A 23,994-nucleotide genomic window follows, 5' to 3' on the forward strand; every position below is an offset into this window, starting at 1 on the left:
CAGCCCCCCCCCCCCCCCCCCCCCCCCCCCCCCCCCCCCCCCCCCCCCCCCCCCCCCCCCCCCCCCCCCCCCCCCCCCCCCCCCCCCCCCCCCCCCCCCCCCCCCTGTACGGCGCCTCGCGCGGCAGCCAGAACGTGATTCAGGTGGTGATCGACCACAACGTCGGCGCCGGGGTGATCACCGGCGGCCATGTGTTGCACGCCGGCAGCCACAGCGTGGTGGAGATCGGCCACACCCAGGTCGATCCCTACGGCAAACGCTGTTACTGCGGCAACCACGGCTGTCTCGAAACCGTGGCCAGCATTGAGAACATGCTGGAGATCGCCCAGCAGCGGCTGAGCGGCTCGATGAGCTCCAGCCTGCACGGCGCGCCGCTGACCGTCGAATCGCTGTGCGACGCCGCGCTGGCGGGCGATCAGCTGGCGCGGGACATCATTCTCGGCGTCGGCCACAGCGTGGGGCGCATTCTGGCTATCATGGTCAACCTGTTCAATCCCGAGAAGATCCTGGTGGGCTCGCCGCTCAACCGCGCGGCGGAGATCCTGCACCCGGCCATCGCCTCCTGCATTCGCCAGCAGTCGCTGCCGGCCTACAGCGAACAGGTCAAGGTCGAATCCACGCAGTTCTTCAATCAGGGCACCATGCCCGGCGCGGCGCTGGTGAAAGAGGCGCTGTATAACGGTTCATTGCTGGTGCAGCTGCTGCAAGGCTAACATCAGAACCTCTTATTAATTCCGCAAAAGATTGAGCTACCTCAAGCCCCTACGCGGCAGCATCCCCTAGAATTTTTCCGAAAGACTTCTTCGCCGCCGGTGCGGCGATACATTGTTAACGGGGCATTCTGGGGCATTTTATTCATGTTGAAGCGTTTATTTGTGACAGGCACGGATACCGACGTCGGTAAAACCGTGGTTTCCCGCGGGTTGATGCAGGCGCTGGCCGCCGAAGGCCGTTCGGTGGCCGGCTACAAGCCGATCGCCGCGCGCTGCCAGGAAACCAGCGAGGGCATCCGCAATAAAGACGCTTTGGTATTGCAGGCATCTTCAACCCTGCCGCTGTCCTACGAGGAGATCAATCCCATCACCTGCCTGGATGAGGTGTTTCACGCGCATGCGACCGAGGACATCAACTATGGCGTGATGAGCAGCGGTCTGCGGGATCTTTCGGCCAAAGCCGATACGGTGGTGGTGGAAGGCAGCGGCGGTTGGCGGGTGCTGATGAACGATCTGCGGCCTTACGCCGAGTGGGTGGTGCAGGAACAGCTGCCGGTGGTACTGGTGGTGGGTATCAAGCTGGGCTGCGTCAGCCACGCGTTGCTGACCGCACAGTCGATTATCAACGACGGCCTGCCGTTGCTGGGCTGGGTCGCCAACCGCATCAACCCGGGGTTGGCTCACTATGCTGAAACCATCGCGGCGCTGCAGCAGCGCATTTCCGCGCCGCTGCTGGGTGAGATCCCGTATCTGCCGCGCGCGGAGCAGCGCGAACTGGCGCACTACCTCGACATCTCCACGCTGCTGCGCTAGCACGCTCAGGCCAGCAAAGGGGCCAACAAACGGGCGGAGACAAACAGCCCCAGGCCGTATACCGTATGCACCAGCAGGCTGATGATGCGGCTACGCGTCGGATTGGGGGTGTTCGCCGCCGCCACGCCAAAGCCCAACGCCGGCTGCATCACGAAGAAGGGCGCCGCCAGGCTCAGCCAGCCGCTCAACAGCGCGACCAGCGGCGTCGGCGCTGCGTACCACGCGATGCCCGCCAAGCCGAGCGGGATAAAGGCGAAGGCGACGCCGATCGCGTAGTGCAGCAGCCATCCCATCGCTTTTTCTCCCCGCCGCACCGGCGCCGCCATGATCGGAGCGTGATAAAACCGGCCGTCGAACAGGCCGATAAACCAGCGGCCGACCAGCGCGTAGTTAAGGGGCGGGATGCCCAGCACGCGCTTTTGCACGATGGCCCACAGGTCGGTGCACAGCGTGGCGCCCACCCCGGTCAGCACAATCATCAGTAAAATTTCTGTCGTCATTTTCGTGTCCTTAAAGTCACTCATGGTGTAATGTGCGCACAGTGTGCAACTTAAAGTCGACTTCAAGTCAATGGAAAAAGAACTGGATATTGGCGAGGTGGCGCGTTTAAGCGGTATCGCGCCCTCGGCGCTGCGGCATTACGAGAAAAAGGGGCTGATCGCCTCGATAGGCCGCAACGGTTTACGTCGCCAATACGCCGCCGGCGTGCTGGAGCAACTGAAGCTGATCGCCCTTGGGCGGCTGGCGGGATTCACGCTGGATGAGATCGCCTCGCTGTTTGACGAGCGGGGGCGCATCGCCCTCGATCGCCGGCTGCTGGCGGCGCGGATTGAAGAACTGGATCGCACCCTGCGGCGTCTGGGGCAGGTGCGCGCCGGTTTGCAGCACATGGTCGATTGCCCTGAACCGGAGCACCTGCAGTGCCCGCAGTTCAGGAAGCTGCTGCAGCAGGGCGAGTTTTAAGCCTCGCGTTTGGGCGGCGGCGCGGTGTGGTACACCGATACCGGCCGCAGGCCGCGCGACACGGTGGTGGCGATCACGCAGGCCAGCAGAATGCCGGGCAGCAGCGCGTATTCGCCGGTCATTTCAAACACCATCAGCGCCGCCATGATCGGCGCATGGGTGGTGGCGGCCAGCAGGGTGGCCATGCCGGTCAGCGCCAGCAGCAGCGGTACCGCCGCATCCATGCCCGGCCACAGGCCGAACAGCTGGCCGATCATCGAACCGAGCGCGGCGCCGACGAACAGCGTCGGGGTGAAGACCCCGCCGGGCGCGCCCGACCCGCTGCTGGCGAGGATCGCCAGCAGCTTGCATACCAGGATCGCCCCCAGCAGCAACACCCCCGGCGGCGCGATCAGCAGCGCCTGCACCACGCTGTAGCCATTGCCCCATACCTGCGGGAACAACAGCGAAAGCAGCCCGACGATCAGGCCGCCCAGCGCCAGCTGCAGCGGCGGCTTCAGGCGCAGCGATCGGAACGCGCGGCCGGTGGCGGTCATCAACCATAAAAACAGCGGCCCGCCGGCGCCGGCCACCACGCCGACCAGCGCCATCAGCAGGTATTGCGTCGGCAAGGGGGCGGCGAGCGGCGTCACCAGGTAGAGCGGCGCCTGGCCGCCGTTGAGCAGGTTGGTCATCAGCAGGGCGCTGACCGCGGCGATCACCACCGGGCCGAGCGAGGCCAGCATCAGGGTGCCGAACAGGATCTCGGCGATAAACAGGCTGCCCGCCAGCGGCGCATGATAGGCGCTGGCCATCCCGGCGGCGGCGGCGCAGGCCACCCACAGTTTCCATTCTTTCTCGTGCGTAAAGCGCTGGGCAAACAGCGAACCCACCAGCGCCGCCAGCAGGATCATCGCGCCCTCACGGCCAATGGCGCTGCCGCTCGACACCACCAGCAGCGACGCCAGGCATTTCACCAGGCTGGCGCCGGTGTCCAGCTTGCCGTTGCCGGTCTCGATCGCTTCCATATAGTCGGTGGGCGCCGCCGGGCGCTGGTGGCGGTAGCGCTGGTGAACATACAGCAGCAGGCCCGCCGCCAGCCCGCCCAACGCAGGCGTCAGGGCGCGCCGCCAGCCGGGCAGCGCGGCGGCGGCGGCCACCAGACTGCCGTCGGCATTGCCGAGCAACAGCCACTCGAGGCCAATCATCGAACGGTGGAACAGCCACACCGCCAGGGCGGCGGCGACGCCGATGAACACGGCGATAAACAGGCTGCGCAGCAGGGCGCGATAGTGGTGCAGGTGGACCAATCTTTTCATGCGTGGGCGGCGTCGTGAGAAAAATCAAAGGGTCATCAGCGCATTGTGCTTGGCGCTCCGGCCGATGACCAGTGAATCTTTATCAAACTGCGGCATGGGCGGGGCGGTCGGCGCCCCGGCGGGGGTTATTGTGGCGTCAGCACCCGGCGCGTGCGGCCGGAGCTGAGGTAGTCGGCGATATAATCCTGCGAGATTTCGCCGCTGTAGCGGCCGTCTTCATCGACGATCGGCATCCAGGACGTATTGTGCTCATACAGCTTCGACAGCACCACGCGCAGGTTCTCTTCCGCGCGGGCGGTGACGCGAAAGCGGTGCAGGCTGTCGGCGCATACCCCCGGCGCACCGCGCGCCTCGCGGCGTTTGACGTAACCCAGCGGTTTGCCGTCGGCGTCCACTACCGTCACCGAACGGGCGTCGATATCGTCCATCAATCCGAATGCCTCTGTCAGCGGCGTTTCCCGGCGTACCGTCACCGTCTCTTGTTGGTCTGCCACGTCGCCGGCCTGCACCAGCAGCAGGCGCTTCAGCGTGCGATCCTGGCCGACAAAGGAGGCGACGAAGTCGTTCGCCGGGCGCGCCAGCAGCTCATCGGCGCTGGCGTTCTGCACGATCTTGCCCTGGCGGAACACCGCGATGCGATCGCCGAGCTTCAGCGCTTCGTCGATGTCGTGGCTGACCAGCATCACGGTCTTCTTCAGCTGACGCTGCATGTCGAGAAACTCGTTCTGGATGGTTTCGCGGTTGATCGGATCCACCGCGCCGAAGGGTTCATCCATCAGCAGCACCGGCGGATCGGCCGCCAGCGCGCGGATCACGCCGATGCGCTGCTGCTGCCCGCCGGACATCTCTTTCGGGTAGCGGTGCAAAAAGCGCTTGGGATCCAGCGCTACCATGCTCATCAGCTCCTCGGCGCGATCGTGGCAGCGTTTTTTGTCCCAGCCCAGCATGCGCGGCACCACGGTGATGTTCTCCTCGATGGTCATGTTGGGGAACAGGCCGATCTGCTGGATGACGTAGCCGATTTTGCGGCGCAGGCTGACGGTATCCAGCGCGCTGGTGTCTTCGCCGTTGATCAGAATGGTGCCGCCGGTGGGTTCGATCAGGCGGTTGATCATCTTCAGCGTGGTGGTTTTGCCGCAGCCGGAAGGGCCGAGCAGCACGCAAATTTCACCTTCCGGCACGTCCAGATTGATGTTGTCGACGGCGTTGAACGGCGTGCCGTTCTTTTGCATGAACTGTTTGGTCAGATTTTCCAATTTAATCATGAGCGGATCCCCTTGGGCGTGAGCGCAATTTGCAAACGGTGCAATAACCAATCGAGGACGATCGCCAGCAGGCTGATCATCACGGCGCCGGTAATTAACTGGCGGATGTCGCTGCTGCTGATGCCGTTGAGCAGCAGCAGGCCGAGGCCGCCGGCGCCGATCACGGCGGCTATCGCCATCACGCCGATATTCATCACCACGGCGGTGCGAATGCCGCCGAAAATGACCGGCAGCGCTACCGGGATCTCCACCCAGCGCAGGCGTTGCCAGAACGTCATGCCGATGCCGCGGCCGGCTTCGCGCAGCCCGCCGGGCAAGTTGTCGAGCGCGGTGTGGGTGTTGCGCACGATCGGCAGCAGCGAATAGAGGAACACCGCGGTGATCGCCGGCACGTAGCCGATGCCGTGGCCGATTAAGGAAAACAGCGGGATCATCAGCCCGAACAGGGCGATGGAGGGCACGGTCAGCACCAGCGTGGCCAGGCTCAGCACCGGCGTCGCCAGCCATTTGTGGCGGACGATCAGCACGCCGAGCGGCACGCCGATCAGGATCGCCAGGCCGACGGCGATGCCGACCAGCAGCAGGTGTTCCAGCGTCAACCCGGCGATATAGGCCCAGTTTTGCCAGGCGTAAAGTAAGGTATTCATCATGCCTCCTTAAATCAGGCCGCGCTGCTTGAGAAACGCGTCGGCGACCTGTTGCGGCGTCTGGTAGTCGATATCCACCCTGGCGTTAAGCTCGGTGATCACCTGATTGTTGAACTGTTTCGACAGCGTGTTCAGCGCCGCTTCCAGCCCCGGCGTGTTTTGCAACACGTCGGCGCGCACCACCGGCGTGACCGCATAGCTCGGGAAATAGCCTTTGTCGTCTTCCAGCACCTGCAGATCGAAGCCTTTCACCCGGCCATCGGTGGTGTATACCAGCCCGGCGTCGACGAAGCCGTCGCGGATGGCGTTGTAGACCAGGCCGGGATCCATCTGGCGGATTTGCGGGCGATCCAGCGGCATGTCGTACAGCGCCTGCATCGGCTTCAGGCCGTCCGAGCGGCCGGCAAATTCCAGATCCAGCCCCAGCAGCCAGTTGTGTTTCGGGTCGGTTTTACGCACCTGTTCCACTTTGGCCACCAGCTGCGACATCGTGCGGATCTGCTCTTTTTCCGCGCGCCGGCGCTGCATGGCGAAGGCGTAGGTGTTGTTCATGTCCGCCGGCTGCAGCCACACCAGGCCGAGTTTGGCGTCGAGCTTTTTCACCGTGTCGTAGGTTTCCTGCGGCGACATGCGCTTATTGATGTGGTTAAAGATGATCAGCGAGGTGCCGGTGTATTCCCAGGTCATGTCGATCTGCTTGTTGATCATCGCGTTGCGGGTGATCACCGTGGCCAGATTGGTTTTGGGTTCGACCTGAAAACCCTTGGCCCGCAGGTATTGCACGGTGATCGCCGACAGAATGCGCTGTTCGGTAAAGTTCTTGCTCGCCAGCGTCAGCGGGGCGGCCCAGGCGGCCGCGCCGGTCATCAGCAAGGAGAACAGCAGCGCGTGGCGGAGTGGTTGTAACCATCGAGTCATCGCGTTTCTCCCATCAGGATGCGGTGTGCGGGCTGAGCCGGCGGCCGAGACCGGCCAGCGCCAGATCGAGCAGCAGGGCGATCAGCGCGGTGGCGGCGGCGCCGAGGATCAGCGTCGGGAAGTCGTTCAGGTAGATGCCGGGGAAGATCAGCTCGCCGTAGCTGCTGGCGCCGATTAAAAACGCCAGCGGCGCGGTGCCGACGTTAATCGCCATCGCGATGCGCACCCCGGCGAAGATCACCGGCAGGGCGCTCGGCAGTTCGACCTGGCGCAGCCGCTGCCCGGCGGTCATGCCAATACCGTTGGCGGCCTCGACCAGCGCCGGCGGCACCGAACGCAGGCCGGCATAGGTATTGCGCACGATAGGCAGCAGCGAGGCGAGGAACAACGCCACCACCGCCGGCCGGTCGCCGATGCCGATGATCACCATCGCCAACGCCAACACTGCCAGCGGCGGCAGGGTGTTGCCGACGTTAAAGATCTGCATCACGTGCTCCGCCCAGCGGCGGGCAAAAGGGCGGCTCAGCAAGATACCGCTGGGAATGCCGACCAGCAGCGACAGCAGCATCGAACACACCACCAGGAACATGTGCTGCTGACCGAGGTAAATCAAATCTTCCCGGCGCGACTTCAGGGTTTCCCAACCGATGCCGTAAACCAGCAGCGCGATGACGGCGATAAACAGCAGGCTCCCGAGGAGCAGGCGCCGGTATGGCGCTGACTTGTGCATGATGTTGCGTCCTCCGTTGCGCGGAGCGGCCGACGAGACGGCGCATTCCGCTCTGATTGTTACCCACGGCCCGGCGGGCGTGGCGGTACAAAACGGGCGTTTCGCATGAGGTTAGCGACATTGAGCGAAGGGTGCGTTCGGCACAGCGTGCTGAACGTAGGCTCAATACGTGAGTTAATCAGCATAAGATACTGATATTTAAACCCGAGAAAGCACGAAGCCCAAAGGCGCCGGCTAGGAAAGGTATAGCACCCTGTCGTTGACCGTGCCAAGTTTTATGAACAAAATCAGCTGATTGAGTTTGCCCGTATTGGCGCCGCAGCCCGCGTCAGCGCTGGGATGCGGGTAAAGTGAAAAAAATCCACGGCAAAACGTTACGCCGTAACAGTTAGTCCAAATGGTGCGATTCGCCGCCGGCAAAGGCAGGATGTGAGGGCGGATAGACTTGGCACAGGCGCTTGCTGATATACTCAGGAAAAATAAAAACGCCAGGAAACCTGCATAACGCCATGACAGATAACGTTTCACCCGCACCCATTGCCCACCGCCCGCTGATCCTGATCGCCTGCATGCTGGCGATGTTCATGTCGGCGATCGAAGCCACCATCGTCGCCACCGCCATGCCGACCATCATCGGCGATCTCGGCGGCTTCTCGCTGCTGGGCTGGGTGTTCGCGGTCTATTTGCTGGCGCAGGCGATCACCATTCCCATCTACGGCCGGCTGGCGGATCTCTACGGCCGCAAGCGGGTGTTCTTCTTCGGCGCCACGCTGTTCCTGCTGGGATCGGTGTTGTGCGGCTTCGCCCCCGACATGTATTGGCTGATCGGCTTCCGCTTATTGCAGGGATTGGGCGCCGGCGCCATCATGCCGATCGCGTCCACCATCATCGGCGACATCTACAGCGCCACCGAGCGGCCGAAGGTGATGGGTTACCTGTCGAGCGTGTGGGGCGTATCGGCGATCATCGGCCCGCTGCTGGGCGCGTTTATCGTGCAACACCTGCCGTGGGCGCTGGTGTTCTGGGTCAACCTGCCGATCGGCCTGTTGGCGATGTTCTTCCTCTGGCGCTATCTGCCGGCGCATCAGCAACTGCGGCGGCACGCGCTGGATCTGGCGGGCACCGCCTGGCTGACGCTGTTCGTTTCGGCGCTGCTGCTGGCGCTGTTGCAGATGGACAGTCTCGGATGGTGGGTGGTGCCGTTGCTGGCGCTGGCGGCGGCGTCGTTGGCGCTGCTGATCCGCCAGGAGCGGCGCGCGGTTGAGCCGCTGTTCCCGCTGGCGCTGTGGCAAAGCCGGGTGATCGTCGCCGGCAACATCGGCGGGCTGGTGATTGGCGCGGCGATGATGGGCATCAGCGCCTTTCTGCCCACCTTCATTCAGGGCGTGATGGGGGGCTCACCGCTGGAGGCGGGCACCACGCTGGCCTTGATGTCGATCGGCTGGCCGCTGGCCAGCACGCTGAGCGGCCGTTTGATGCTGATGACTTCGTATCGCGCCACGGCGCTGTTGGGCGCGCTGCTGCTGGTGGCGGGCGGCCTGATCCTGCTGATGCTGCAGCCGGACGGCGGCCTGCTGTGGGGCCGGGTGGCGGCGTTTATGGTCGGCGCCGGCATGGGATTGTGCAACACGACGTTTTTAGTGTCAGTGCAGAACGCCGCGCATTACAGCATTCGCGGCATCGCCACCGCCTGTACGGTGTTTACCCGCATGGTGGGCTCGGCCATCGGCACCGCGATTTTGGGCGCCACGCTGAACCTCAACCTGCAGTGGCGTTTGCCGGAGATTGACGATCCGGTGCAGCGGCTGATGGAGCCGGCGGTGCGGCACAGCATGGGGAGCGAAGCGCTGGCGCAGCTTATCCAGCAGGTGGCGGCTTCGCTGCATTGGGTGTTCCTGGTGTCGGCGTTGGTGTCGTTGCTGGCGCTGGCGGCGGCGATGCTGATCCCGGCGCGTTGTCGGCCGCAAGGCGAAGAGGAAGAGGCGGAGCAGGCGTAAAGGAAAAGGAAAGGGCGCGGCTGTTGCGCGCCCTGGGTAGCCGATGCGGCTTACTGCGCGTTGGAGGTGTCCTGGCTGGTGCCGGTCTGCGCCGCGTCACCACTATCGTCGCCGTTGTTCAGGCGGGTATAAACGATCTTCTGGGTGTCGTTTTCGCAGTGGCCGACCACCTGGCCGCCCGCTTGATCGGCCTGATCGTTAGGCACGATCTCCAGTTTGAAGCCGGACTCCGGAACGCCGTTATTGACGATTTTTTGCGAAATGTCCGCTTTCACGCTTTCACAGGAGGCCAGAGCCGCCAATGGGGCGCCGGCCAGCAAGACAGCGGTTAATATCAGCGTTTTCTTCATCACGTCATCCTTTTAGACAATGAACTTCCTGTAACAGGATAGCAGCAACGGCGGCCGGGTTTCACGCTTGCCCGCCCGCCGCAGGCGGATTAAGGATTAATCCGACGCCCGGTCTGGCGATCCAGACATTTACGGGTGTCCGGTTCCCAGTACGCGTTGACGTTGTTGCTGTCGTTGCAGCGGTCTTCGTCATCCGCCGCGCGATCGGCCTTGTCGAACTCTTTCTCGACGCGAGTGTTGACCTTGTGGCGCAGGGATTTGGTATCATTCCACTGCTCTTTGCTTTGGCGCGCTTCTTCGGTGCTCATCGCGCCGCTGCCTTTGCCATCGACGGTGACGCAGGTGCTGCCCTGCGTGCAGGTGGCGGCCAGCGCCGGCGCCTGCCAGGCGCCCATGACGGCCAGCATGGCGACCGGCAGCATCCCGCGCAGCAGTCGTTGGGTCGAAAATGTTTTCATCGTTTCATCCTTATGAGTGAGTGCGCCTGATGATGGCGACACTGGCGTTACCTCGCCCGCAGGCGTGGTGATAAATATACCACCGCGCTCCTGGAATTCACCAGCCAAGCGCCGATTCGTTTACTTTACCGAGAGAAAACTGCGACCGATGTTAAAAACCACGCTGTTGTTTTTCGCCACCGCCCTGGCTGAAATTATCGGCTGTTTCCTGCCTTACCTGTGGCTGAAGAAGCAGGGCAGCGCCTGGCTGCTGCTGCCGGCGGCATTAAGCCTGATGCTGTTTGTCTGGCTGTTGACGCTGCATCCGGCGGCCAGCGGGCGGGTCTATGCGGCCTACGGCGGTGTGTATGTGGCGACGGCGCTGCTGTGGCTGCGGGTGGTGGACGGCGTGAAGCTGTCTGCGCTGGATTGGGTCGGCGCCGGGGTGGCGCTGGCGGGCATGCTGATTATCGTTTCCGGCTGGCGCGCGGCCTGAGGAAACGCGGCGGGAGTCGCCTCCCGCCGTCGCGGCTCAGGCGCCGCGGTGGATGTTCAGCCCGGCGAAGGACTGGCTGACCGGCATCATTTCCAGCGTGTTGATGTTGACGCGCGCCGGCAACGTCGCGACCCAGAACACCGACTCGGCGATGTCTTCCGGCGTCAGCGCATCGGCGCCTTCGTAGGTTTTGTTGACCTTGCCGTCATCGCCCTTGAAGCGTACGTTGGAGAACTCGGTGCCGCCCACCAGGCCCGGCTCGATATCGGTCACGCGGATGCGCGTGCCGTGCAGATCGGCGCGCAGGCCCAGGCTGAACTGTTTGACGAACGCCTTGGTGGCGCCGTACACGTTGCCGCCGGCGTAAGGCCAGTTGGCGGCGGTGGAGCCGATGTTGATCACATGGCCGACGTTGCGCTCGACCATGGCCGGCAACAGCGCGCGCGTCATGTTCACCAGCCCCTTGGCGTTGGTGTCGATCATGGTTTCCCAGTCATCGGCGTTGGCCTTGTGCGCCGGCTCCAGCCCCAGCGCCAGCCCGGCGTTGTTCACCAGCACGTCGATCTGGCGCAGCTCGGCCGGCAGTGCTTCGATCGCCTGTTGAATGGCGGCGCGGTTGCGCACGTCGAGCCGCACGATGTGCAGCGCTTGGCCGAGTTCTTCCTGCAGCTCTTCAAGACGCTCAAGGCGGCGCCCGGCGGCGATCACCTGGTGGCCTTCACGGATAAAACGGCGCGCGATCGCCTCGCCGAAACCGGAGGTGGCGCCGGTAACAAAAATAATCATGTTGCTGTTCCTCAACTGTTTTTACCCTACATGCCTCTATCATTAGCACAAACCCGCAGGCAGTGGCAGGGGTTATCACGGCGGAAAGCAAAAAAGATGACACCGGGCCGGCGGCCCGATGCTGACTAGCGCTGAGGCGGCAGGTGATACACCACGGCGTCATACTTGATGCGCTCGCAACGGCCGGCCAGCACGCCGCCCAGCGACTCGACGAGGCGGCGGCTGGCGGTATTCTGCTCGGCCACCGGGTAGAGAAAGTGCGGCGGCTGAAAGCGCTCGCTGGCCCAGCGCGCGATGCCCTGCACGATTTCGCGGCCGTAGCCCTGGCCATGCAGGCTCTCTTTCACCCAGATGCCCAGCTCCGGGGTGTGGCTGCGCAGATTATGCGCGCCGCCGACGCCGACGAACTGCCGGTCTTCGCGCCGACGGGCGACGAAGATCACTTCTTCACCTTCGCGCATCAACGGCAGCCAGCCTTGCCAGACGTTGGCGAAATCTTCCGGCGACGCCTCCGGCTCAAAGGTCATAAAGCGCGTCAGAGTGGGGGTGATCGCCTGGTAAACATCGTCGGCGTCTGCTGCGGTAAAGGGGGCAATCAACAAACGGTCGGTGTCAACGCGGCACTGAGAAAGGTCATTATGATTCATCTTATTCCCTCGCTTTTCAGGCCAGAATGGCAAAAAAATCCGCGCCCATAAGTCGGGGCGGATCGTCGATATTACGCGCATTGGCGGCAGAAGCGACTTATTTTTCGCCGCTGCGACGGCGCGGAGGAAGGGTGTTATGTGACGGCGTCACGTTGATGGGAAAGGCGGCGGGCACGGTTAACCGCACCCGCCGTTGAGGATCAGAACTTCACCGAACCTTGCAGATAAATCGTGCGCGGCTGGCCGATGTACAGACCCTTGTTGTTGTCGTCATAGGCGCGGGTGAAATACTCGTGGTTGAACAGGTTTTTCACGCCGACGCCCAGATTCAGGCCGGCCATTTCCGGGCCGAAATCATAGGCGGCGCGCACGCCCCACAGCATGTAGCCGGGAATGCGGCCGGTGCTGCCGTCGGCGCTTTCCGCCACGGTGTTGGCGTTGTCGGCGAACTGGCTGGACTGGAACTCGCCGTTAAGGTTAAACGCCCAGTTGCCCGGCGTGTAGTCCAGCCCCAGCGTGCCTTTATGCTTCGGCGAGAACGGCACCTGGTTGCCCTTGTAGCCGCCGTCTTCGCGGATGGTGGCGTTGACGTAGGCGTAGCTGGCGTAGGCGGTCAGGTCGTCCAGTTTCGGCGTCAGCTGCGACAGATCGTAACGCAGGCTGCCTTCCAGCCCGGCGTGGCGGGTTTTGCCGCGCGCGGTCACGCTGTCGGTCACCTGGTTGGAGTCGTACTGGTTGTTGAAGTTGATCAGGAACAGCCCGATTTCGCCGGTCAGCGCATCGCCGGCGTAGCGGGTGCCCAGCTCCCAGGTGCGCGCCTTCTCCGGTTCGATCTTGCCGCTGTCCACCGCTTTGCCCATCTGGCTGTATTGCACGGTGCCGAAGGAGCCTTCGGTGTTGGCGTACAAGTTCCAGTATTCGTTCAGGTGGTACATCACGTTCAACGCCGGCAGCGGCGCGTTATAGCTGACGTCGAGACGGTTGTTCTTGATGTAGTTGTTCTGATACGACTTGATGTATTCGTAACGCATGCCCGGCGTGAGGGTCCAGTCGCCGATGTCGATGCGATCGTCGATATAGAACGCGTGCGCCTCGGTGCCGGACTGGGTGTCGCGATCGTACGGGCTGGCGGTGGACGGCAGCCTGCCGGTGCTGGCCTTGCTGGTGTAGCGCAGTTCGTGGGTGGATTCACTGACGTAACGGTAGCCGACGCCGACCTCATGGGCGGAATCTCCCCAGCGGAAACTTTGGCTGTAGCGCGGTTCCACGCCGCGCACCCAGTATTCGCGCGGCGACAGCGTCAGGTTCTTGCCCTGATCCAGATAGCCGCTGCGCAGGGTGTAGGTGTAGAAACTCTGCACGTCGAACTTGTGCTGCCGATCCGGCTGATACTGGTAGCCGAAGTTCGCCAACTGGCGGCGGCCCCAGAACTTGTCGTACGGGCGCGTCGACTGGAACGGGTTGGCGTTGTAGTCCGCCCGGCTCAGGCCGCCCGGCATGTTCGCTTCGCCTTCGTAGTATTGCAGCAGGCTGTTGAAGGTGTGCACCTCGTTCGGCGCGTAGCGGCTTTTCAGCATCACGTCGTCGATCTTGGTTGCGCTGTGCTCGCGCCAGTCGCTGCCGCGGGTGCCGGAGTAGAGCAGCGCCGCGCCGAAGCCGTTGTCGGCGGTGCCGCCGATCATCAGGTTGCCGGTGCCTTTCGGGTGATCCTGGCGCGAGGTCGGGCTGAGTTGCCCCTGCATGCCGGCCGTCATGCCGAAGGTTTTCGGGATGGCGCGGGTGACGAAGTTGACCACGCCGCCGACGCTCTGCGGCCCATAGCGCACGGCGCCGCCGCCGCGCACCACGTCAATCGCGTCCATATTGCCGAGCGAGATCGGCGCCAGCGACAGCTGCGGCTGGCCGTAAGGGGCGAAGGGCACCGGGATGCCGTCCATCAGCACGGTGGAGCGGCTGGCGAGGCGCGGGTTGAGGCCACGAATGCCGAAGTTCAGCGCCATATCATGGCTGCCGGTGCCATTGTTCTCCGGCGCCACCACGCCCGGCACGCGGTTCAACGCTTCGCGCACGGTGGTGGTGCCGGTTTTGGCGAAGTCTTCGCGGCGCACCACGTCGCGCGCGCCGGGGTGTTCGAACACGTCGATCTGGCGGCCTTCCGCCAGCCAGTCACCGACTACCGTGATGTCCTCTTCCTTCTGCGGCTGCGGCAGTGTGGCCAGCGTGTAACCGTTGTCACCGAGCGCTTTAGCCTGCAGGCCGCTGCCCGCCAGCAGGGCGTTCAGGCCGTCGTCGACGCCGTAGCTGCCGTTCAGGCCCGGCGAACGTTTGCCGGCGGTCAGCGTGCCGTCCACCGAGAGTGCGATGCCGGCGCGAGCGGCGAAAGCGTTCAGCGCCCCGTCCAGCTCACCGGCCGGAATGTGATAGGTGGCAGCGGCGCTGGCGGCGCTCACCGTCAGCGGTGCAGCGAAGGCCAGACCAATGGCCATGGCCAGCGGCGTGGCCCGTTTTCCCCAAAGCGAAGCCGGAGCGGCCTTTCCCCAAGCGTTGTTCATACCTTCTCCTGAATCATTTTTTATTTATTGCTGCAGTGTTTTCCTGGGAGTCGGATGAGCAACGCAAAAGGGACAATCAAGAATGCGATTTTTTATCATTTTTATTTAAAAAAATTCAGGCGGGGACGATTTGCAGCCAATAGCGGGTAAAGCTCTGCAGACGAACCGGCAGCGTCTGGCTCAGCAGGACGAGGGCGCGATCGGTATCGTTGAGCGGGAAACTGCCGCTGACGCGCAGGCCGGCGATGGCCGGATCGCAGCTCAGGTGGCCGCGCCGGTAGCGCGCCAGTTCGGCGATCACCCGGTCCAGCCGCCACTGGCTGACGCTCAGCACGCCGCGCAGCCAGCCGTCCTCCGCCGCAGCCGATTGCTTGTCGCCGAAGGCCGTCGCGCTGAAGCTGATCTGTTCACCGGCGTTCACCCGGCGCTGTTGTTGCGCGTTTTGCGCCAGCTGCGCCTCGACCGCATGCTCCAGCACTGTCAGGCGCGTTTCGCCGGCGCTCTCACGCACCAAAAAGCGGGTGCCGAGCGCGCGCATCGCCCCCTGCGGGCTTTGCACCCACAGCGGCCGGGGGTCGCGGCCGGTAATCAGGCTGATCTCCCCGGCGTGCAAGCGGATCAGCCGTTGACGATCGTCGTAATGCACGTCCACCGCGCTGGCGGTGTTCAGCACCAGCTGGGTGCCGTCGCTTAACACAATGGGTTTGATTTCGCCGGTGGCGGTGCGGTAGTCGGCGCGCAGCTCCTGGCCGAGTGGCGACCGGTAGAAGAAGCCGCCGCCGCCCACGCCGAGCAACAACAGCAGGCTTTTCAGCAGGGTGCGGCGATCGATCGCCGATTGACGGCCGGCGCGATCGAGCGCGCGATAGCTGAATTTGCCCGGCACGCCCTGCAACTGGCTCTGCAGCGCTTCGACGCGCTGCCAGGCCCAGCGGTGATCGTCATGCTGCTGATGCCAGGCGTGCCACTGTTGGCGCTGGCGCTCGGTGACGTGCTCGTCGCACAGCAGCGCATACCAGTGTGCGGCCATTTTCAGCGCCTGGCGCTGCTCGGGAGTGATGGCGTTGCTCATGAGAAAACGTCGTTTTCCAGGCTGAACAGCAGGCAATGTTCGGTGGCTTTGGCCATGTATTTTTTAACCGAGCTGACCGAGACACCGAGGCGCGCGGCGATGTCCACATAGCCCAAACCTTCGAGCTGCGACAACAGAAAGGCCTGTTTTACCTTCGGCCCGAGGCCGTCGAGCATCGCGTCGATCTGCTGCAGGCTGTCCAGCAGGCTCTGCCGCTGCTCCGGCGACGGGGCGTAGCCTTCCGGGATCAGCGCCAGCATCTCCAGATAGGCGCGCTCCAGCGTTCTGCGGCGGAACAGATCGACCATCACCCGTTTGGCGACGGTGACCAGAAAGTCTTTCGGTTCGCGCAGGGTCGCCGCAGCGTCGCTTCTCAGCAGGCGCATAAAGGTGTCCTGCGCCACATCGTCCGCATCGAACGCGCAGCCCAGCCGGCGGTGCAGCCATCCCTGCAACCAGGCATGATGGGTGGCGTAAAGGCGCGACAGCGCGGCGTGCGGGGCAGAAGCGGTGGCGGACATGATTTTCGCATTGCTGGTCAAAAAGATGCGCGGATGATAATTGAGAATGGTTATCGTTTCAAGTTTGGCCGTTGTCCTTAGGCCGAGATTCAACCCCCAGGCGCGCTGTTGAAATAAGCCGTGCGCCGTGAAGATATTCGCTTGCCCATTCAAGGTGCAGCGGCGCGATGTTATTTTGGCAGGCAAACGGTTGCTATTAATCTGCCGGTGAAGGCTGAGCGTGGGTCTTATTCTCTTTCGCCGGCCTATGCTTTTGGATTAATTACTAATTAATTGTTTTTATTTGAAAATGTATTTTATCGCCGCCTGTTGGCATGCGGCTTGCTATGCTTAATCCGGTCTTTGCGTTTGGGCAAAAAAGCCTTGTTTCATCGGCGCAGGTTATTTCGCGGGTGAGCTTGGCCGGTCGTCACAAGGAAGAAAATAATGGCACTGCAATTCACCACGGCTATTCGTGGCAATTTTTTTGATATCGCAGCCTGTGTGGAGGCGCCGCAACAGCTTGAGGAACGCCTGCGGCATGTTCCCGACGGTTTGCTGCTGCTGAACGACGGCGTCATCGTCTGGTTCGGCAGCTGGCAGCAGGGCGAGGCGCTGCTGCCGCCGGGCTTCACGGTCACGGAATATCGCGACAAGCTGATCGTGCCGGGATTTATCGATACCCACATCCACTACCCGCAAACCGAAATGATTGGCGCCTATGGCGACCAACTGCTGGACTGGTTAAACAATTACACCTTCCCGACCGAAAGCCGTTATGACTGTGAGCAGCACACTGATGCGATGTCGGCCTTCTTTCTGCAGCAGTTGCTGAGTAACGGCACCACCACCGCGCTGGTGTTCGGCACCGTGCATCCGCGGTCGGTCGATGCGCTGTTCAGCCAGGCGGCAGCGCTGAACATGCGCCTGATCGCCGGCAAGGTGATGATGGATCGCCATGCGCCGGAGGCGCTGCTGGAAACGCCGGCGCAGAGTTACCGCCAGACGCGCGAGCTGATTGAACGTTGGCACGGCAAAGGCCGCCTCGGTTACGCCATTACGCCGCGCTTTGCGCCTACCAGTACGCCGGCGCTGCTGGCGCAGGTGCAGCGGCTGCGCGAAGAGTATCCCGACGTTTGGCTGCAGACGCACCTGAGCGAGAACCCGCAGGAAGTGGCCTGGGTAAAAGCGCTGTTTCCGCAGCACCGCAGCTATCTGGATGTTTACCACCGCTACGGCATGACCGGCGATAAAAGCGTGTTCGCCCACTGCCTGCACCTGGAGGAACAGGAGTGGGACTGCCTGTGCGATACCCGCTCGGCGATCGCCTTTTGCCCCACCTCCAACCTGTTTCTCGGCAGCGGGCTGTTTGATCTGCAGCAGGCCTGGCGCAAGCGGGTGAAGCTCGGCATCGGCACCGACGTGGGGGCCGGCACCACCTTCAATATGCTGCGCACGTTAGGCGAGGCGTACAAGGTCGGCCAGCTGCAGCATTACCGGCTCTCCGCCGTAGAAGCGTTCTATCATGCCACCCTGGGCGGCGCCCGCGCGCTGGCGCTGGACGACAAAATCGGCAACTTCAACGTCGGTAAAGAGGCGGATTTCGTGGTGCTCGATCCGGCGGTCACGCCGCTGCAGCAGTTGCGCTACGCCAACAGCGCCACGTCGGCGGAACAAGGCTTCGTGCTGATGACCCTGGGGGACGATCGCAATATTTATTGCACCTATGTGGACGGCAAGGTGGTTTATCAGGCGGCGCGCTGACGCAGCCGCGCCTGCAGCCAAACGATGAGCGGCGCGGCGACGACGGCGCTCAGTGCGCACAGCCACAGCAGGCGTTGCAAACTGAGCGGGGTGAGGCCACCGCTCAGCAGCGCGGAGGAGAGCAAGTAGGCCGCCGTGGCGCTCAGGTGTATCAGGGCGGTTTGCAGCACGCCGAAGGCCGCGCGTTGCCGATGGTCCGGCCAGCGCATGCTCAGGGAAGAGATCGCCACCAGTCGCGCATAGGCCGCCGCGAGAAACGCGACCATGAACAGTTCACCGCGATCGCCACCGCGCGCCGCCAGCCACAGGCTGCCCAGCAGCAACAGCGTGGCGCCCACCGTCAGCGTCACGGCGCCAAAGCGTTGCAGCCAGCGGCCCGCCAGCACGGTCGCCAGATAGCCGGCTACGCCGCCGATGAGAAACAGCCAGGGCAAATGCGCATTGGCTGCCTGTAGCCGCTGGGTGAGTAGCGGCGCCAGCACCGGGATCAGCAGCATCGGGCTGAACTGCGTCAGGCCGGCGGCGGAGGCGAACAGCAACAAACGGCGATCGAGCGTGACGGGGGCGGCGGCCTGCGGCTGCGGCGCATCCCCGGGAACGAACAGTGCCACCAACACCGCCGCCAGCAGACACAGCCCACCGATCGCCACCAGCGCAACGCGCCAGCTCGCCACCTCGCACAGGTACAGCATGCCCGGCATGCCGACAATGCTCACCAGCGAAAAGGACGAAATCACCGTCGCCAGCATTCGGCCGTGCAGCGCGGCCGGCGCGGCGTTGAGCAGCAAGCCGATCCCCACGCCCATCGTGGTGCCGCCCAGCAGACCGGCCAGCAGCCGCAGCGCCAACAGCCAATAAAACTGCTGGGTTGCGGCGATCAGTAAGGTCGTCACCCCCAGCAGCGCGACGTTGAGCAGCAGAAAACGCCGCTTCTCAACGCCGCCGATCCAATAGAACGCGCCGATACCGGAAATCACCGCCGCCAGCGTATAGGCCGCGCTGACATAACCGGCGTAGCTGACGGGCACGGAAAAGTCGGCGGCCATATAGAGAAATATCGGATTGAACACCATGTATTCCAGGGCATTGGTGAATTGAATAAAGGCGATGACCAGCGCTATCGCCGTCAGCTTTCTCGTGGGTGTCATAAGCATCCATCGGTTGCAGAACCAGGCCGGCAGTGTAGCGCTTGGCGTTGAGCGGGATTAGGTGGTAGAAATGGCATGGTTTGTTATCAAATGTGGGATAATCATGCGCGCCAAATTGGATTTAAACCTGTTACGCATTTTCGTGGCGGTGGTGGAGCAAGGCAGCTTCGTCGGGGCCGCTCAGGCGCTGGCGATGCCAACCTCCAACGTCAGCCGCTATATCTCTCAGTTGGAGCGCCAGCTTGAGCAGCGGTTGATCGAACGCAGCACCCGCTCGATGCGGCTGACGCCGAACGGCCAGTTGCTGCATGAACGCACCCAGCCGCTGCTGGCGTCGCTGGAACACTCCGCGCAAACCCTCAGCGAACGGCAGCAACAGCTGCGCGGGCCGCTGCGCCTGTGCGTGCCGAATGAAGTGGGGCCATATCTGTTGGGCGATCCGTTGGCGGCCTTCGCCCTGCAGCATCCGCAGATCGAAATCAGCTGCGTCACCAATCTGGCGGGCATGGCGTCGCTGCTTGACGATGTCGATCTGGCGGTCATGGTCAGCCGGGGCCTGTTGGACGACAGCGACTATGTCGCGCAGCCGCTGGCGACCTTTCCCTGCATCGTGGTGGCCGCGCCGGCGCTGCTGGCGCAGTGGCCGCCGACGTCGGAGATTGAGCAATTCACGCAACTGCCCTGTATCAGTACGGTGGATGCGCTGAAGGGCATGCCGTGGCAATTCGTCCGCCCGGACGGCAAGTTCGTTACCGTCCCGGTCAATGCGCGCTATCGCGTCAATAGCGGGGAGATGGCGCTGAAGGCGGCCCTGGCCGGCGTGGGGTTCGCCATGCTCTCCGAGCTCGGCTGCCGGCCGTTTCTGGCCGACGGACGTTTGGTTGAGGTGCCGCTGGCACTGCCGCCGGCGCCGCTGCAGCTGTATGCCGTTTACCCCGGCCGCCGTTATCTGCCGGCCAAAACGCGCGCGCTGCTGACCTTTCTGATACAGCAGGTCGGCGAGGTGGCTCACGTCTAATCACTTGTTTTTGCTCAAACTGCCAACTGCCCTAAGCTAGGAGGTGACTCAGAGGGAGCCATTCCCCGAGACCTTATTCCGTGAACATGGAGGCGTTTCGATTTGATGCGTTTATCCACATTGCTGCTCGATCCGGCGGTTACGCCGCTGCATATTACATATGGCGAGAGATAGAATGAATAACGTTATTTGATTAGGAGGCTCTTTATTGGTTTTTTATCGATATGCATAGTGATATACGGCTATGTGGCTGGGTAAGTGCGTAAAAAACATTGCATTTCTTCGGAACGCCCGATATCATAATGAGAATAATTATCTTTACGATATCGCTAATTAAAAACAACAGACCTGTTTTAATCTCTGCTGCTGTTTTTCGATATGCTTCCGCATTTTACGAGCCAAGGCTGGCTTGAATTTTATTTCTGGAAAGGGATGTCATGCGTGATTTGTTTCGACAGGAAGCCACGGATCATCAGCGGGCGAAATGGGCGGGTAAGGCTTTATTGATAAACGGCTTGCCTGCCTGGTGCTTTGGTCTTTTATCGTTTTTATTTATTCTTGTTTTCCTCTCTTTTCTTATATTCAGTCATTATACACGCCGCATTAATGTTTATGGTGAAATCACCACCTTCCCCCGCTCAGTCAACGTGTTTGCGCCCCAACAGGGTTTTATCTCGGAACGCTTCGTCGAAGTGGGGGATGTGGTTAAAAAAGGCCAGCGTCTTTATCAGATTGATGTCAGCCGAGTGACGGATAACGGGAAAGTGAGCGCCAATACGCGCCTGGCGCTTGAAAACCAGTTAAAACATGTCGACAGCATCATTCTAAAGTTGCAAGACAACAAGCGTATGACGCTGGAAAATCTACGCGCGCAAAAAAAACAGTATGAATTGGCGCATATGCAGTCCAAACAGCTGTTGGATAATGCACGAGAGGGGGTGGCATTTGCTCAGGACAACATGCGTTCCTATAAGGAATATCAGCAACGCGGTCTGATTACCAAAGATCAGCTTAGCGGGCAAACCTATTCATTTTATCAACAACAAAGTCTGTTCCAAAACCTGCATAGTCAACACATTCAGGAGTCGTTGCAAATTACGAATTTGGAAAGTGACATCGTTACGCGCGCGGCAGATTTCGATAACCAAATTTCGCAGTACCAGTTTCAGCGCAATGATTTGCAACGGCAGTTAGCGGAAGCCGATGCCAGCGGCGCATTGATCGTGAATGCCCCAAGCGATGGCCGCATTGAGTCTCTCAGCGTTACGCCGGGTCAGATGGTCAATAGCGGTGACAGCTTGGTACAGATTATTCCACGTAATGGCGCGATTTATCAGCTAGTTTTATGGTTGCCGAACACCAGTGTGCCTTATGTTTCAGCGGGGGACGGCATTAACATTCGCTATGACGCTTTCCCTTATGAGAAGTTCGGTCAGTTTCCAGGCAGAATAGAAAGCATCGCTTATGTACCGGCCTCCATTCAAGAAATGTCAACTTACAGCAGTTCTCCCGTGCATCAACCCAGCGCGCAAACGGCATCTTTTTACAAGGTGACCGTTTCCCTGGATAAAACGCATATCAGTTACCAGGGCAAAGCGTTGCAGCTCACTAACGGCATGCGGGCTCAATCCACGCTGTTTCTGGAAGAAAGGCCTCTATATCAATGGATGTTCTCACCTTTCTACGATATGAAAAACAGCCTGATGGGGCCAATCAATGACTGAATCTTATTTAGACGCGCTAAAGGGCAAACTCAATTTGTCGCTGCGCCGCAAAGTGCCGCAGATCCTGCAAACTGAAGCCTCGGAATGCGGGCTGGCCAGTTTAGCGATGGTATGCCATTACCATGGTTTGCAAATCGATCTGTTTAATCTGCGCAGCCGCTACGGCTTTTCTTCACGCGGGGCGACGCTTTCCGCGTTGATTGACATCGCGAGCGCACTCAAGCTGCAATCCAGAGCGTTATCGCTGAATATCGATGAGCTTAAAGCGTTGAAAATGCCCTGTATTCTGCATTGGGACATGAAGCATTTCGTGGTGCTTGTCAGTGTCAGCCGAGGGCGGGCGGTGATCCATGATCCTGCCTTTGGCCGTAAAGTGCTGGAGTTGCATGAACTGTCGCGGCATTTTACCGGCGTAGCGCTTGAGCTATGGCCAGACAGTGAATTTCAGCCGATCAAACAGCAAAGCAGATTGCGCTTTCGTAAGCTGATGAGCAATGTGCGCGGCCTTAAGGGAGCCTTGCTAAAGATCTTCTGTCTGTCGATCGTGATTGAAGCGGTTAATCTGCTGTTGCCCGTTGGTACGCAGTTGGTCATGGACCATGTGATTTTGGCCGGCGATCATGATCTTTTAGCGCTGATTTGTATAGGATTGCTGTTCTTTATTTTATTCCGCACTGGCGTATCCATGTTGCGCTCGTGGATCTCTATCGTCATGGGCGCGTTGATAGACGTGCAATGGAAGGCGGGAGTGTTTGATCATCTGATGAAATTGCCGCTTTCCTTCTTTGAGAAGCGCAAGTTGGGTGATATTCAATCCCGTTTCGGCTCATTGGATACGATAAGAGCGACTTTCACTACCAGCATCGTCAGCAGCATTATTGATGGCATCATGTCTGTCGGGGTATTTGTCATGATGCTGCTCTATGGCGGCTGGTTAGTTTGGGTGGTGCTCGGCTTTACGGCGATATACGTCATTCTCAGGCTGTCGACTTATCAACATTATCGGCAGCTGTCGGAAGAGCAGTTGGTGAAGGGCGCGCGGGCCGGGTCTCATTTCATGGAGACGTTATATAGCATCAGTACGTTAAAGGCGTTGGGGTTATCTGAAACTCGTTCACAGTATTGGCTGAATCTAAATGTAGAAACGATCAATGCGGGTATCAAGCTGACCAAGTTAAACATGATGTTTGGCGGTTTGGGGGCGTTTATTGCCACCTGCGATCAGGTGATCATCCTTTGGCTCGGAGCGGCATTGGTCATAGACAATCAAATGACGATCGGCATGTTTATCGCGTTTAACGCCTACCGTGGGCAGTTCTCGGAGCGTGCCAGCAGCTTGATCGACATGATGCTTCAGCTGCGAATGTTAAGCTTGCACAATGAAAGGGTGGCGGACATTGTGCTTTCGTCACCGGAACCGCAAATGCCCGCGCGTCAGCTCTTCACAAAAGGCAACGCCGCAGAGCTTCAGGTGCGGAATCTGCGCTACCAGTATGATCGTTTGGCGAAACCCATTATCACGGATTTGAATCTCAGCATTGCTGCGGGAGAAAGCGTGGCGATTGTCGGCCCCTCCGGCGTGGGTAAAACCACATTGATGAAGTTAATGTGTGGGTTGCTGTCGCCGGATGAAGGGGCCGTGCTGGTCGATGGTATGGATATCAGCAACATTGGCGTTAATAATTATCGCCAATGTATCGCTTGCGTGCTGCAGGATGACAAGCTGCTGGCGGGATCTATCGCTGAAAATATTTCAGGATTTGACGCCGAAATGGATCTGAAACGTATTGAGGCGTGCGCACGGCGTTGCAATATGCATGATGATATTCAAAACATGCCAATGGGCTACGAAACATTGATCGGCGAATTGGGGGGAAGCCTTTCTGGCGGACAGAAACAGCGTTTATTGATAGCCCGTGCGCTCTATCGTCGCCCCAGCATTCTGTTTATGGACGAAGCGACCAGCCACCTGGATCTCGATAATGAAACACATATTAACCGCGCTATTTCACAACTGAACATTACCCGCGTGATTATTGCGCACCGTCCATCGACGATTGCCTCTGCGGATAGAGTCATTCAACTCGGGTAACGTCAGCTTCGCTTCACCTGGCTTCTTCATCTCGACATTCGCTACGCCAACCGCGTTGCTCCCC

At 61.0% G+C, this 23,994-nt stretch carries 24 protein-coding genes; 9 read left to right on the forward strand and 15 right to left on the reverse strand.

Annotated elements, in window-relative coordinates; all coding sequences use genetic code 11:
* On the forward strand, nucleotides 1–713 hold a 713-nt coding region (locus tag ACJ8PN_RS07245; RefSeq protein ID WP_442534767.1), incomplete at its 5' end, for an ROK family protein.
* A 144-nt stretch (nucleotides 714–857) separates the two neighbouring features.
* Entirely contained in the window at nucleotides 858–1,526 is a 669-nt protein-coding gene (gene bioD / locus ACJ8PN_RS07250; protein ID WP_004938529.1) for a dethiobiotin synthase, read from the forward strand.
* 5 nt (nucleotides 1,527–1,531) lie between these two features.
* Here the strand turns inward: bioD and ACJ8PN_RS07255 are convergent, their stop codons facing one another.
* Nucleotides 1,532–2,026 carry a DUF2938 domain-containing protein gene (locus ACJ8PN_RS07255; protein WP_085336954.1) on the reverse strand — a complete coding sequence of 165 codons (495 nt, stop codon included), beginning with the start codon at nucleotides 2,024–2,026 and terminating at the stop codon, nucleotides 1,532–1,534.
* 70 nt (nucleotides 2,027–2,096) lie between these two features.
* Here ACJ8PN_RS07255 and ACJ8PN_RS07260 point away from each other — a divergent pair, with 70 nt between their 5' ends.
* Nucleotides 2,097–2,489, forward strand: a complete 393-nt coding sequence (locus tag ACJ8PN_RS07260) for a helix-turn-helix domain-containing protein (protein ID WP_044031310.1) — start codon at nucleotides 2,097–2,099, stop codon at nucleotides 2,487–2,489.
* Here ACJ8PN_RS07260 and clcB read toward each other — a convergent pair.
* The 6 genes from clcB to ACJ8PN_RS07290 form a co-directional block, all read right to left on the reverse strand.
* Nucleotides 2,486–3,787: a voltage-gated ClC-type chloride channel ClcB gene (gene clcB / locus ACJ8PN_RS07265; protein WP_033633138.1), complete on the reverse strand. Its 1,302-nt coding sequence runs from the start codon at nucleotides 3,785–3,787 to the stop codon at nucleotides 2,486–2,488. The two genes, ACJ8PN_RS07260 and clcB, sit on opposite strands and share 4 nt — an antisense overlap.
* A gap of 125 nt (nucleotides 3,788–3,912) precedes the next feature.
* Complete coding sequence (gene osmV / locus ACJ8PN_RS07270) at nucleotides 3,913–5,052, reverse strand: osmoprotectant ABC transporter ATP-binding protein OsmV (RefSeq protein WP_021505258.1); 1,140 nt, start codon at nucleotides 5,050–5,052, stop codon at nucleotides 3,913–3,915.
* Entirely contained in the window at nucleotides 5,049–5,699 is a 651-nt protein-coding gene (gene osmW / locus ACJ8PN_RS07275) for an osmoprotectant ABC transporter permease OsmW (protein WP_004938544.1), read from the reverse strand. The genes osmV and osmW overlap by 4 nt, the downstream gene beginning before the upstream one ends.
* 9 nt (nucleotides 5,700–5,708) lie before the next feature.
* Complete coding sequence (locus ACJ8PN_RS07280; protein ID WP_198509697.1) at nucleotides 5,709–6,566, reverse strand: glycine betaine ABC transporter substrate-binding protein; 858 nt, start codon at nucleotides 6,564–6,566, stop codon at nucleotides 5,709–5,711.
* 64 nt (nucleotides 6,567–6,630) lie between these two features.
* On the reverse strand, nucleotides 6,631–7,347 hold the full coding sequence (locus ACJ8PN_RS07285; RefSeq protein ID WP_171453949.1) for an ABC transporter permease: 717 nt from the start codon (nucleotides 7,345–7,347) through the stop codon (nucleotides 6,631–6,633).
* A 234-nt stretch (nucleotides 7,348–7,581) separates the two neighbouring features.
* The gene (locus tag ACJ8PN_RS07290) at nucleotides 7,582–7,875 is read right to left on the reverse strand and encodes a hypothetical protein (protein ID WP_442534768.1); all 294 of its coding nucleotides are present in this window, start codon (nucleotides 7,873–7,875) and stop codon (nucleotides 7,582–7,584) included.
* Here ACJ8PN_RS07290 and ACJ8PN_RS07295 point away from each other — a divergent pair.
* Nucleotides 7,857–9,344, forward strand: a complete 1,488-nt coding sequence (locus ACJ8PN_RS07295) for an MDR family MFS transporter (RefSeq protein ID WP_351107851.1) — start codon at nucleotides 7,857–7,859, stop codon at nucleotides 9,342–9,344. The two genes, ACJ8PN_RS07290 and ACJ8PN_RS07295, sit on opposite strands and share 19 nt — an antisense overlap.
* A 50-nt stretch (nucleotides 9,345–9,394) precedes the next feature.
* Here ACJ8PN_RS07295 and ACJ8PN_RS07300 read toward each other — a convergent pair whose 3' ends face one another.
* Both ACJ8PN_RS07300 and ACJ8PN_RS07305 read right to left on the reverse strand, forming a co-directional pair.
* Entirely contained in the window at nucleotides 9,395–9,694 is a 300-nt protein-coding gene (locus tag ACJ8PN_RS07300) for a DUF1161 domain-containing protein (protein ID WP_004938557.1), read from the reverse strand.
* Nucleotides 9,695–9,783: 89 nt separating this feature from the next.
* Entirely contained in the window at nucleotides 9,784–10,152 is a 369-nt protein-coding gene (locus ACJ8PN_RS07305; protein ID WP_004938560.1) for a DUF1283 family protein, read from the reverse strand.
* A 148-nt stretch (nucleotides 10,153–10,300) separates the two neighbouring features.
* On the opposite strand from ACJ8PN_RS07305, the gene ACJ8PN_RS07310 reads away from it, so the two are divergent.
* On the forward strand, nucleotides 10,301–10,627 hold the full coding sequence (locus ACJ8PN_RS07310; protein WP_004938563.1) for a YnfA family protein: 327 nt from the start codon (nucleotides 10,301–10,303) through the stop codon (nucleotides 10,625–10,627).
* A gap of 36 nt (nucleotides 10,628–10,663) precedes the next feature.
* On the opposite strand, the gene ydfG is transcribed toward ACJ8PN_RS07310, so the two are convergent.
* From ydfG to fecI, 5 genes are all read right to left on the reverse strand, one after another.
* Complete coding sequence (ydfG, locus tag ACJ8PN_RS07315) at nucleotides 10,664–11,413, reverse strand: bifunctional NADP-dependent 3-hydroxy acid dehydrogenase/3-hydroxypropionate dehydrogenase YdfG (RefSeq protein WP_016927858.1); 750 nt, start codon at nucleotides 11,411–11,413, stop codon at nucleotides 10,664–10,666.
* Between the two features lie 125 nt (nucleotides 11,414–11,538).
* The gene (locus ACJ8PN_RS07320; protein WP_004938571.1) at nucleotides 11,539–12,060 is read right to left on the reverse strand and encodes a GNAT family N-acetyltransferase; all 522 of its coding nucleotides are present in this window, start codon (nucleotides 12,058–12,060) and stop codon (nucleotides 11,539–11,541) included.
* 200 nt (nucleotides 12,061–12,260) lie between these two features.
* On the reverse strand, nucleotides 12,261–14,612 hold the full coding sequence (fecA, locus tag ACJ8PN_RS07325; protein ID WP_434093371.1) for a TonB-dependent Fe(3+) dicitrate receptor FecA: 2,352 nt from the start codon (nucleotides 14,610–14,612) through the stop codon (nucleotides 12,261–12,263).
* Between the two features lie 115 nt (nucleotides 14,613–14,727).
* Nucleotides 14,728–15,684, reverse strand: coding sequence for a ferric citrate uptake sigma factor regulator FecR (gene fecR / locus ACJ8PN_RS07330; RefSeq protein WP_351107854.1), 957 nt, complete (start codon nucleotides 15,682–15,684; stop codon nucleotides 14,728–14,730).
* Nucleotides 15,681–16,205, reverse strand: a complete 525-nt coding sequence (gene fecI / locus ACJ8PN_RS07335; protein WP_171453953.1) for a ferric citrate uptake sigma factor FecI — start codon at nucleotides 16,203–16,205, stop codon at nucleotides 15,681–15,683. The genes fecR and fecI overlap by 4 nt, the downstream gene beginning before the upstream one ends.
* Nucleotides 16,206–16,631: 426 nt before the next feature.
* Here fecI and guaD point away from each other — a divergent pair, with 426 nt between their 5' ends.
* Complete coding sequence (guaD, locus tag ACJ8PN_RS07340) at nucleotides 16,632–17,948, forward strand: guanine deaminase (protein ID WP_442534769.1); 1,317 nt, start codon at nucleotides 16,632–16,634, stop codon at nucleotides 17,946–17,948.
* Here the strand turns inward: guaD and ACJ8PN_RS07345 are convergent.
* Nucleotides 17,933–19,096 (reverse strand): MFS transporter, encoded by a 1,164-nt coding sequence (locus ACJ8PN_RS07345; protein WP_442534770.1) that lies wholly within the window; start codon nucleotides 19,094–19,096, stop codon nucleotides 17,933–17,935. The two genes, guaD and ACJ8PN_RS07345, sit on opposite strands and share 16 nt — an antisense overlap.
* A 103-nt stretch (nucleotides 19,097–19,199) precedes the next feature.
* Here ACJ8PN_RS07345 and ACJ8PN_RS07350 point away from each other — a divergent pair, with 103 nt between their 5' ends.
* From ACJ8PN_RS07350 to ACJ8PN_RS07360, 3 genes are all read left to right on the forward strand, one after another.
* The gene (locus tag ACJ8PN_RS07350) at nucleotides 19,200–20,114 is read left to right on the forward strand and encodes a LysR family transcriptional regulator (protein WP_442534771.1); all 915 of its coding nucleotides are present in this window, start codon (nucleotides 19,200–19,202) and stop codon (nucleotides 20,112–20,114) included.
* A gap of 437 nt (nucleotides 20,115–20,551) precedes the next feature.
* Nucleotides 20,552–21,838: an HlyD family secretion protein gene (locus ACJ8PN_RS07355; protein ID WP_016927851.1), complete on the forward strand. Its 1,287-nt coding sequence runs from the start codon at nucleotides 20,552–20,554 to the stop codon at nucleotides 21,836–21,838.
* Nucleotides 21,831–23,930, forward strand: a complete 2,100-nt coding sequence (locus ACJ8PN_RS07360; RefSeq protein WP_016927850.1) for a peptidase domain-containing ABC transporter — start codon at nucleotides 21,831–21,833, stop codon at nucleotides 23,928–23,930. Before ACJ8PN_RS07355 ends, ACJ8PN_RS07360 begins: the two co-directional genes overlap by 8 nt.
* Nucleotides 23,931–23,994: the final 64 nt, after the last annotated feature.

Origin of the sequence: Serratia sp. CY76391, from assembly GCF_052166695.1 — a bacterium.
GTDB classification, from domain to species: Bacteria; Pseudomonadota; Gammaproteobacteria; order Enterobacterales; family Enterobacteriaceae; genus Serratia; species Serratia nematodiphila.